At 62.8% G+C, this 9,076-nt stretch carries 12 protein-coding genes; 9 read left to right on the top strand and 3 right to left on the bottom strand.

The window, feature by feature from the left end:
* Nucleotides 1-218: alcohol dehydrogenase catalytic domain-containing protein (locus tag ACN0SW_RS04230; RefSeq protein ID WP_417726653.1), on the bottom strand; the 218-nt coding region annotated here is incomplete at its 3' end.
* 117 nt (nt 219-335) lie between these two features.
* Between ACN0SW_RS04230 and ACN0SW_RS04225 the strand changes: the two genes are divergently transcribed.
* The 5 genes from ACN0SW_RS04225 to ACN0SW_RS04205 all read left to right on the top strand — a co-directional run bounded on the left by ACN0SW_RS04225 (nt 336) and on the right by ACN0SW_RS04205 (nt 3,919).
* Nucleotides 336-605, top strand: coding sequence for an I78 family peptidase inhibitor (locus ACN0SW_RS04225; RefSeq protein ID WP_417726652.1), 270 nt, complete (start codon nt 336-338; stop codon nt 603-605).
* Nucleotides 606-675: 70 nt separating this feature from the next.
* Nucleotides 676-2,322, top strand: coding sequence for a Y-family DNA polymerase (locus tag ACN0SW_RS04220; RefSeq protein ID WP_417726651.1), 1,647 nt, complete (start codon nt 676-678; stop codon nt 2,320-2,322).
* Between the two features lie 72 nt (nt 2,323-2,394).
* Nucleotides 2,395-3,081: an ArsR/SmtB family transcription factor gene (locus ACN0SW_RS04215; protein ID WP_417726650.1), complete on the top strand. Its 687-nt coding sequence runs from the start codon at nt 2,395-2,397 to the stop codon at nt 3,079-3,081.
* Nucleotides 3,074-3,502, top strand: a complete 429-nt coding sequence (locus ACN0SW_RS04210) for a hypothetical protein (protein WP_417726649.1) — start codon at nt 3,074-3,076, stop codon at nt 3,500-3,502. The genes ACN0SW_RS04215 and ACN0SW_RS04210 overlap by 8 nt, the downstream gene beginning before the upstream one ends.
* A 69-nt stretch (nt 3,503-3,571) precedes the next feature.
* Entirely contained in the window at nt 3,572-3,919 is a 348-nt protein-coding gene (locus tag ACN0SW_RS04205; protein WP_417726662.1) for a DUF2794 domain-containing protein, read from the top strand.
* Here ACN0SW_RS04205 and ACN0SW_RS04200 read toward each other — a convergent pair.
* Nucleotides 3,916-4,500 carry a DNA-3-methyladenine glycosylase I gene (locus ACN0SW_RS04200; protein WP_417726648.1) on the bottom strand — a complete coding sequence of 195 codons (585 nt, stop codon included), beginning with the start codon at nt 4,498-4,500 and terminating at the stop codon, nt 3,916-3,918. The two genes, ACN0SW_RS04205 and ACN0SW_RS04200, sit on opposite strands and share 4 nt — an antisense overlap.
* 111 nt (nt 4,501-4,611) lie before the next feature.
* Here ACN0SW_RS04200 and ACN0SW_RS04195 point away from each other — a divergent pair, with 111 nt between their 5' ends.
* From ACN0SW_RS04195 to phbB, 3 genes are all read left to right on the top strand, one after another.
* A complete protein-coding gene (locus tag ACN0SW_RS04195) occupies nt 4,612-5,448 on the top strand; it encodes an EAL domain-containing protein (protein ID WP_417726647.1) in 837 nt (278 codons plus the stop codon).
* A gap of 141 nt (nt 5,449-5,589) precedes the next feature.
* Nucleotides 5,590-6,765 (top strand): acetyl-CoA C-acetyltransferase, encoded by a 1,176-nt coding sequence (locus tag ACN0SW_RS04190; RefSeq protein WP_417726646.1) that lies wholly within the window; start codon nt 5,590-5,592, stop codon nt 6,763-6,765.
* A 170-nt stretch (nt 6,766-6,935) separates the two neighbouring features.
* Nucleotides 6,936-7,658, top strand: a complete 723-nt coding sequence (gene phbB, locus ACN0SW_RS04185; protein WP_417726645.1) for an acetoacetyl-CoA reductase — start codon at nt 6,936-6,938, stop codon at nt 7,656-7,658.
* 59 nt (nt 7,659-7,717) lie between these two features.
* On the opposite strand, the gene ACN0SW_RS04180 is transcribed toward phbB, so the two are convergent.
* The gene (locus tag ACN0SW_RS04180) at nt 7,718-8,755 is read right to left on the bottom strand and encodes a LacI family DNA-binding transcriptional regulator (protein ID WP_417726644.1); all 1,038 of its coding nucleotides are present in this window, start codon (nt 8,753-8,755) and stop codon (nt 7,718-7,720) included.
* Nucleotides 8,756-8,891: 136 nt separating this feature from the next.
* Here ACN0SW_RS04180 and ACN0SW_RS04175 point away from each other — a divergent pair, with 136 nt between their 5' ends.
* A complete protein-coding gene (locus ACN0SW_RS04175; protein WP_417726643.1) occupies nt 8,892-9,071 on the top strand; it encodes a hypothetical protein in 180 nt (59 codons plus the stop codon).
* Nucleotides 9,072-9,076: the final 5 nt, after the last annotated feature.

Here is a 9,076-nt window from a genome sequence, read left to right as displayed (position 1 = left end):
GGGCCCACCTCAAGCACCACACCCGCGCCCTCATGGCCCAGAATCGCCGGAAACGCCCCCTCGGGATCGGCCCCGGACAGCGTGAAATCATCGGTGTGGCACAGCCCCGTCGCCTTGATCTCAACCAGAACCTCGCCCGCCTTCGGACCTTCGAGGTTCACCTCCATGATCTCCATCGGCTTGCCAGCCTCAACCGCAACCGCAGCGCGTGTCCGCATAATGTATCCTTTCCTTTGAATTTGCGTCAGTCTTGCGTCATGCGGCGTGCTGTTTCAATATCCAGAGCGTCGTGCAGGCATCGGATTGCGGCAATTTCTGACAAGATGGGCAAAAACATGAAGCATTTCCTTGGCGCGGCGCTGATGATCGGCGTACTGGCGGGGTGTCTCGGCCCAAAGGACGAGGCCCCCGAAGAGGACGATTGCGGCGCGGCGCATATGCAGCCGCTGATCGGCACGCCGGTTGTGGCACAGGATTTTACCACCAGCGCCGCCGCTCTGCGCCTCTTGCCGCCGGGTGCGATGATGACGATGGATCACCGCCCCGACCGGCTCAATATCGAGCATGATGCAAACGGCGTGATCACGCGGATCTGGTGCGGATAAACCGGTAACAGACTCGACTCTGACCGGCAGTAGCTTTATTTGAATAAGAACAAATAGAGAACAAATAACCATGCCCCCACGCCGTATCCTGTCGATCTGGTTTCCCCGGCTTGGGGCTGAGCGGCTGTTGCGGCGGGCCACGGATCGCGACACGCGGCTCTTTGCTGTGGTCAGTTCCGAGGCGCATAATCAGGTGCTGACCTCGCTCTCGGACAGGGCAGAGGCGCGGGGGCTCATGCCGGGGCAACCGTTGCGCACCGCGCAGGCGCTCTGCCCCGATCTGATCACCCGCCCGCAGAACCGCGCGGCAGAGGCGGGGTTTTTATGTGCGCTGGGGCGTTGGGCCGAGAGATTTTCGCCGCTGGTGGGGCTTGATGGCGCGTCGGGCCTGTTGCTCGATGTCACCGGATGCGCGCATCTCTTTGGTGGTGAGGAGGGGCTGATCGCCACGGTGCGTCAAGAGGCGGCGGATCTGGGGCTGAGCCTGCGCTGTGGGTTGGCCGATACGGTGGGCGGCGCTTGGGCGCTGGCGCGGTTTGCAGGGCAGGGGGTGGCCCCGGTCCGGTCTGGCGATGCGATCGACCAAGAGGCCCGCGCCACCCGGTCGCGCGCCGCCAAGCGGCGCCATTGGGAGCGGGGGGGTGGTGGCCCTGCGGTGCAGGTCACATCCCGTATCGCAGAGATTGCCCCGCCCGGTCTCTTGCCCGGCATGCTGGCCCCCTTGCCGATAGCGGCGCTGCGGTTGCCGCCCAAGCTGGTGACCGATCTGGCACGGATCGGGCTGCGGCGGATCGGAGAACTGGCCGATCAGCCGCGCGCGGCTGTGACCCGCCGCTTCGGGCCCGAGGTGATGTTGCGGCTGGATCAGGCGTTTGGCCATGTGCCGGAACCGATGTCGCCCTCTGCCCCGCCGCCGCGCTTTGCCACCCGGCTCAGCCTGCCTGACCCAATCGGTCTGCGCGAGGATGTTTGGGCCGCGCTCACGCGGCTGACCGAGCGGCTTTGCGTGCTCTTGCAGGACAAGGCCATCGGCACGCGGCATCTGCGGCTCGAGGTGTTTCGTGCTGATGGCACCCTGCAATCGGTCGATGTGCGGCTGGCACGCACCGTCGACCGCCCCGAGGCGATGCTGCCCTTGTTGGAGATGCAGCTTGACGGGATCGAGGCCGGGTTTGGCATTGATATGCTGCGGCTTGAGGCGGTTGTCACGTCACGGATGGAAACCCGTCAGGGCGAGAGCGGCATGGGCATGGGGCGCGGCACGGCAGAGCAGGACGCGGTGCTGGCGGATCTGATCACCCGGCTGGGGGGGCGGATCGGGCTGGAGGTGATCACCCGCCGCCACCCGGCCGAAAGCCACATTCCCGAGAAATGCGCGACCGCCCTTGCCGCGGCATGGTCGGTGCCTGCGCCCACACCCTGGCCCTGGCCAGAGGCACCGCGCCCCCTGCTGCTGTGGTTGCCAGAGCCGGTCATGCGGCCTGAAGAGGGCGATGCCATGCAGCCCTTTCGCTGGCGTGGACGAGGGCATGAGGTGGCGGGCGCCACCGGCCCGGAACGTATTGCCCCGGAATGGTGGCTGGATGATCCCCGCTGGCGCAGCGGTGTGCGCGATTACTGGCAGGTGGTGACGACACGCGGTGAACGGCTCTGGCTGTTTCGGGCCTATGGCGGGCAAATCTCGGGGGGGTGGTTCTGTCAGGGGCGCTTTGCCTGAGGGGCGAATGCTCAGGCAATTCACGAAGCGTTGACGCTGGACCTTCTCCGCAACGCGGCGCAAGCTGACCGCATGACAACACCACGACTGGATATCACAGGCTATGCGCTCGCCAATGCGAGCCGTGCGCGGATGCTCTGCGCGATGATGGACGGGCGCGCCTGGACCAACAAGGAACTGGCCGCCGACGCCGGGATCACCGCGCAGACCGCGAGTGTGCATCTGCATCATCTTGCCGTGGCGGGGCTGATCGCGCAGCGCCGCTGCGGGCGCAATCTCTATCACCGGATCGCGGGGCCAGAGGTGGCCGCAATGCTGGAGCATGTCGCCTCACTGACACCGCTTGACCACCTGGCGCAGAGGCAGCGGGCCAAGGCGGCAGAGCTTGCGCCGCTGAGATGCTGTTATAACCACCTTGCCGGAACCGTCGCGGTTGCGCTCTGCGAGGCGCTGATCGCACGGGGCGCCTTGCGGCGTAACGGCGAAGGGATGGTGGCGCTGCCCTCACCACTCTGGCGCGGGCTTGGTGTTACCCTGCCTGACGGGGTGGGGGAGGTCGTGGCCAAGCCCTGCCTCGACTGGTCCGAACGTCGCGATCATCTCGGCGGGGCGCTTGGCCGGGCCATGCTGGAGCACGCGCGTGCCGAGGATTGGATACGGCCCGCCGGGCCAAGGCGAGGCCTGCGGCTGACCCCGCGCGGACAAGATGCGTTGACGGCCATGATCGGAGGCGACCCAGAGGTGCTGAACCATGCCTGAGCGCTATCATATCGAGTCCGGGCTGCGCATCCTCGTGCAGCTTCCTGCCGAGGCGTTGCCACGGGTCGAGGCGGCGGTTCTCGGTTGCGATCCGCTGGCGCATGGCGATTACGACCGGGTGTCGTTCCACAGCGCGGCAGGGGTACAGCGGTTTCGTTCGCGTGGGGGTGGCAGAAACCGCGCGACCGAGCAGACACTCGAGGTGGCGTGCCTCGAATGGCAGATATTCACGACCGCCAGCGGTGCGGCGCTCGACGCGCTGATCCGCGCCATCTACGCCGCTCACCCCTATGAAGAGCCGGTGATACATCTCGTGCCCGCGCGGCGCTGCCGCCATCGGCGTGGTATGGATGAGGACAACCCCAATCGCTTCTGGAACCGCGACACCGCCGACTGGGTGCCGCCCGAACATCGTGCATGAGTGTCGGCCACGCGGGGCCCATATGTGAAAGCGCTTGATTTGGCGTGGGATTGGCGCAACTCTGATGGTATGAGTTTTCAAAGCCTCGGCCCGCTTGCGGGCGCGCATTCCTTACCGTTGCAGGTGGCGTTTCAGCGCAGTGAACTGGGTGTGATCCTGTCGCTCTATGGGCGGATGGTCGCGGCGGGGGAATGGCGCGATTATGGTATTTCCTGCCTGCGAGAGGTTGCGGTGTTCTCGATTTTTCGGCGCACCGCCGAGCATCCGCTTTACCGCATTGAAAAGCGGCCGAAAATGCAGGGCAAACAGGGGCAATATGCGGTGATCGGCATGGATGGCCGGGTGCTCAAACGCGGCCATGACCTGCGCACCGTGCTGCGCGTGCTGGAACGCAAGCTGATCCGGCCCGTCGATTAGGTCTTGCGGTGTTCTTGGCCGATCCGGGCCACAGGCGCATGGCAGGGACAGGTGATGAGGTGATCGTTGACCATGCCCACCGCCTGCATGAAGGCGTAGGTGATGGTGGGCCCACAAAATTTGAAACCTCTTTTCTTCAAATCCTTGGAAAGTTCTCGTGAAATATCGGTCTGGGCTGGCACCTCAGCAAGGCTCTGCCATCGGTTCTGAAGCGGCCGCCCGCCCATGTAATTCCAGAGATAGGTATCAAAGCCCTGCTCGGCCTCGATCGCCGCCCAGATCCGGGCATTGGTGATCGTCGCCTCGATCTTGCCACGGTGGCGGATAATGCCCGGATCAGCCAGCAGCCGGGCCACCTCTGCATCTCCCCATCCGACGATCACATCGGGGTCAAACCCTTGGAATGCCGCGCGAAAATTCTCGCGTTTGCGCAGAATGGTGATCCAGCTCAGCCCCGCCTGAAAACCGTCGAGAATAAGCTTTTCCCAGAGGGCGCGGCTGTCATATTCGGGCACGCCCCATTCGGTATCGTGATAGGAAATATAGAGCGGATCGGCACTGACCCAGCCACAGCGGTCCATGGTTTTTCCCTCCTGCCCGGCACGGGCGCGCGGTATCGTTCAAATGCGCGCTTTAAGCGATCCTTAAGGCATCTGCCCCAGTTTGAGAATACGCGCGTTTCGGAGGGGCAGATGGGACAGAAACACAAATGGGCCGATATCCCGGCAGGGTTTGATACCCCGCTGTCCTATGCCGTGTCAGCGCGGGATCGCTCGGTGATCGACATGGTCAATCAGGCGGTCCGCCACAAACAGGTGCTTTTGGCCTATCAGGCTGTGGTGCCCACCCGACAACAGGACAAGCCCGCGTTTTACGAGGCGCTGATTCGGGTTCTGGATGCCACTGGCCGGGTGATTCCGGCCAAGGATTTCATCACTCAGATCGAGGTGACGGAAACCGGGCGAATCATTGACTGTCTGGCGCTGGAAAAGGGGCTGCGCACGCTGATCAACTATCCTGACCTGCGGCTGGCGATCAATATGTCGGCGCGCTCGATTGGGTATTCCCGCTGGATGCGCACCCTGAAAAAGGGGTTGGGTGATGACCCCACCATTGGCGAGCGGCTGATTCTGGAGATTACTGAAGGCTCGGCCATGCTGGTGCCAGAGCTGGTGACAGGCTTCATGAAGGATATGCAAGCCAAGGGACTCAGCTTTGCCTTGGATGATTTCGGGGCGGGCTATACCTCGTTTCGGTTTCTCAAGGAGTTTTACTTCGATATTCTCAAGATCGACGGGCAGTTTGTGCGTGGCATTGCAACGGACGCCGACAATCAGGTGCTGACCGCCGCGCTGGTCAGTGTCGGCCAACAGTTCGACATGGTGACCGTCGCGGAGAGCGTCGAGAAACCCGAGGATGCGGCCTATCTGGCGGCGCTGGGGATCGACTGTCTGCAAGGATATTACTTTGGTGCCCCCACGGTGCGCCCACCTTGGCTCGACAGCGCCCTTGACCGCGCTATCGCTTGAATGTGACACTCCGTCCGTTGCCGCAGTGCGGCATCTACGATATGACGCCACGTAACGGCGGAGGCGGCGCAGGATTGGCCACATAAATGTGACATCCCTGCGTTAGCATCGCGCACGGGCAAATCCTGGTGGAGGACACAGATGACCAATGTAGTAATCGCATCCGCAGCACGCACCGCTGTCGGTTCATTTGGCGGCGCATTCGCCAACACACCGGCGCATGATCTGGGCGCAGCTGTGCTCGAGGCTGTTGTCGCCCGGGCAGGCATTGAAAAAGGTGAGGTGTCGGAAACGATTCTTGGTCAGGTGCTGACCGCCGCACAGGGCCAGAACCCGGCCCGTCAGGCGCATGTCAATGCCGGCCTGCCGCTCGAATCCGCAGCCTGGAGCATCAATCAGGTTTGTGGCTCGGGACTGCGCGCCGTGGCGCTGGCCGCGCAACATATCCAGCTTGGGGATGCCGCCATCGTCTGCGCCGGTGGTCAAGAGAACATGACGCTGAGCCCCCATGCCGCCTATCTGCGCGCCGGTCACAAGATGGGTGACATGACCTATATCGATACCATGATCCGCGATGGTCTCTGGGATGCGTTCAACGGCTATCACATGGGCCAGACCGCTGAGAACGTGGCCGATCAATGGCAGATCACCCGCGACATGCAGGATGAATTCGCCGTGGCCTCTCAGAACAAGGCTGAAGCGGCGCAAAAGGCGGGCAGGTTCGACGACGAGGTGATCGCCTTTACCGTCAAAACCCGCAAGGGTGACATCATCGTCGACAAGGATGAATACATCCGCCATGGCGCGACCATGGAGGCCATGCAGAAACTGCGCCCCGCCTTTACCAAGGACGGGTCGGTCACGGCGGCCAACGCGAGCGGTCTCAATGACGGTGCCGCCGCCACGCTTTTGATGAGCGCCGATGAGGCCGAGCGTCGCGGGATCGAGCCGTTGGCGCGGATTGCGTCCTATGCCACCGCTGGTCTTGATCCGTCGATCATGGGCGTGGGCCCGATCCATGCCAGCCGCAAGGCGCTGGCCAAGGCCGGGTGGAGCGTGGCCGATCTCGATCTGGTCGAGGCGAACGAGGCCTTTGCCGCGCAGGCCTGCGCGGTCAACAAGGAAATGGGCTGGGATCCGGCCATCGTCAACGTCAATGGCGGCGCGATTGCGATTGGCCACCCGATTGGCGCCTCGGGTTGCCGGGTGCTGAACACGCTGTTGTTCGAAATGAAGCGCCGCGATGCCAAGCGGGGACTTGCCACGCTCTGCATCGGTGGCGGCATGGGCGTTGCCCTGTGCGTCGAACGGCCGTGAGGCTCCTCGGCGCGGTGTGATTCAGGATCAAGGGCACCTCATTGGGTGCCCTTTTTCATGACTTTTCCGGCCATAGCCGCATTGCAGAAATTTTATCACGCAACAATATTGCGTATCTCAACGCAAACCGATAACCAAGTTTCAACGTCCCAGCCATATTGGAGGATATCATGGCAAGAACCGCACTCGTCACCGGGGGCTCTCGTGGAATCGGCGCCGCCATTTCCAAGGCGCTCAAAGCTGATGGCTACACCGTTGCGGCCACCTATGCTGGCAACGATGAGGCCGCCGCCAAGTTCACCGAAGAAACCGGCATCAAGACCTATAAATGGAACGTGGCGGACTATGACAGCTCGAAAGAGGGCATCGCCCGGGTCGAGGCGGAACTGGGCCCGATCGACATCGTGGTTGCCAACGCCGGGATTACCCGCGACGCACCGTTCCACAAGATGACGCCGCAGCAATGGAAAGAGGTGATCGACACCAACCTGACCGGCGTGTTCAACACCGTGCATCCGGTGTGGCCGGGCATGCGCGAGCGTGGCTTTGGCCGGATCGTGGTGATTTCCTCGATCAACGGGCAAAAGGGCCAGTTCGGTCAGGTCAACTATGCCGCGACCAAGGCAGGCGATCTGGGGATCATCAAGTCTCTGGCCCAAGAGGGCGCGGCCAAGGGCATCACCGCCAACGCGATCTGCCCCGGCTATATCGCCACTGAAATGGTCATGGCCGTGCCTGAAAAAGTCCGCGAAATGATCATCGGCAATATCCCGGCGGGCCGTCTGGGCGAGCCCGAGGAAATTGCCCGCTGCGTGAGCTTTCTCGTGTCTGAGGACGCGAGCTTTATCAACGGCTCGACAATCTCGGCCAATGGCGCACAGTTCTTTGTCTGAGTAAGACAGCCAAGCGTCTTTGTAAAAGGCTCGCCTCGGTCACACGCGGGCGGGCCTTTTCATTTCAGCGGCGCGGCCAGCGTGCCGCGCGCGCAAAACTCTGTCTCAAGGCAGACAGGCGGCGGTGGCGTGGCCCCGTTCACCATCCCGACCAGCAAGCGCGCAGCTTCGCGGCCCATTTCGCGATGTGGCACATGTACGGTGGTCAGGGCCGGATCGACCACGGTGGCCAGTTCAATATCGTCAAAGCCGGTGATTGACACATCCTCGGGCACGCGCAGGCCCAGTTTGCGCGCCATCTGCACCGCACCGACGGCCAGAACGTCATTGCCGCAGATTACGGCGGTTGGGGGCGGGGTCTTGGCCATCAACTGCGCCATGGCGTCGGCCCCGTTGGCGATGCTGTAGGGGGTTTCGATCAGATGCAGGGTCGCGGGATCAATCCCGTGGTCGCAGAGCGCGGCGCGCACGCCATCAATCCGACCGCGGGCGCGGTCGTTGCCCTCTGCGGGTGCGGAAATCATGCCAATGCGCCGATGCCCGAGGCGCAAAACCTCTGCGGCAAGCGCCGCCATGGCGCGTCGGTTGTCGAACCCGATTGAGGGGCGGTTCTGTGTGGGGTCAAATGCCCAAGAGACCAACACCGGCACGCCGCGTTGTTCGAGAAAGGCGTAAATGCCGGGGTCTCGATCATGACCGATGAGCAAAAGCGCGTCTGCCCCGCGTGCCACAAGGGTACGGATCTGATCGGCCTCGTTTTCCGGGTTATAAGAGGAAGAGGCCACCAAAAGCGTCACGCCGCTGAGGTGCAGTTCCTCCTGAAAGGCCTGAATGGCGCGGGCAAAGATCGCGTTCTCCATCGTTGGAATGATCGCGCCAATGGTACCGGTGCGCCGCGCCGCCAAGGCGCGCGCGCCGAAATTTGGCGAATACCCGAGGCTGGCGACGGCGGTCAGCACCCGGTCGCGTGTGGCCTCTTGCACCTGCGCGGGTGAATTGAGGCAGCGCGAAACGGTGGCGGTCGACACACCTGCCGCGCGCGCGACATCGGCCAGCGTCGGCAGGTTCGGGGCAGCGTCGGAGAGGCGTCGGTTCATCCTGGTATCCGGGTGCAGTCTAATGGAATCTGTCCGTCTGTAACGACATTTTGGAAATATAACAGCTTGCGTGAAGATATGTAAGCGCTTACATTTTACTCGAATCGTCGATACACCCGGCGTAAGGGAGGGCATCATGTTTCTGTTCGCAGCGCTGATCCTGTTTGCGGTCTTTGGTCTTAACATCACGCTTGGGGCCTTTGGCAACGCGGCGTTCCTCACGGGTGTGGGCGAAATGCTGCTGTTGTCAGCAGCCGTTGTCACCTTTGTCGTCGCCACGTTGAGGAGCGAGGCGGCGCGCAAGCGTGGTAAATAAAACAC

Origin of the sequence: Roseovarius sp. (genome assembly GCF_048262375.1) — a bacterium.
In the GTDB taxonomy this organism is placed as follows: Bacteria; Pseudomonadota; Alphaproteobacteria; order Rhodobacterales; family Rhodobacteraceae; genus Roseovarius.
This window is presented reverse-complemented; position numbering and strand designations above follow the sequence as displayed.

Bases quoted from the DNA above. Each gene is read 5' to 3' on its own strand.
- ACN0SW_RS04225 (WP_417726652.1), top strand. From the start codon at position 336: ATGAAGCATTTCCTTGGCGCGGCGCTGATGATCGGCGTACTGGCGGGG.
- ACN0SW_RS04220 (WP_417726651.1), top strand. From the start codon at position 676: ATGCCCCCACGCCGTATCCTGTCGATCTGGTTTCCCCGGCTTGGGGCT.
- ACN0SW_RS04215 (WP_417726650.1), top strand. From the start codon at position 2,395: ATGACAACACCACGACTGGATATCACAGGCTATGCGCTCGCCAATGCG.
- ACN0SW_RS04210 (WP_417726649.1), top strand. From the start codon at position 3,074: ATGCCTGAGCGCTATCATATCGAGTCCGGGCTGCGCATCCTCGTGCAG.
- ACN0SW_RS04205 (WP_417726662.1), top strand. From the start codon at position 3,572: ATGAGTTTTCAAAGCCTCGGCCCGCTTGCGGGCGCGCATTCCTTACCG.
- ACN0SW_RS04200 (WP_417726648.1), bottom strand. From the start codon at position 4,500: ATGGACCGCTGTGGCTGGGTCAGTGCCGATCCGCTCTATATTTCCTAT.
- ACN0SW_RS04195 (WP_417726647.1), top strand. From the start codon at position 4,612: ATGGGACAGAAACACAAATGGGCCGATATCCCGGCAGGGTTTGATACC.
- ACN0SW_RS04190 (WP_417726646.1), top strand. From the start codon at position 5,590: ATGACCAATGTAGTAATCGCATCCGCAGCACGCACCGCTGTCGGTTCA.
- phbB (WP_417726645.1), top strand. From the start codon at position 6,936: ATGGCAAGAACCGCACTCGTCACCGGGGGCTCTCGTGGAATCGGCGCC.
- ACN0SW_RS04180 (WP_417726644.1), bottom strand. From the start codon at position 8,755: ATGAACCGACGCCTCTCCGACGCTGCCCCGAACCTGCCGACGCTGGCC.
- ACN0SW_RS04175 (WP_417726643.1), top strand. From the start codon at position 8,892: ATGTTTCTGTTCGCAGCGCTGATCCTGTTTGCGGTCTTTGGTCTTAAC.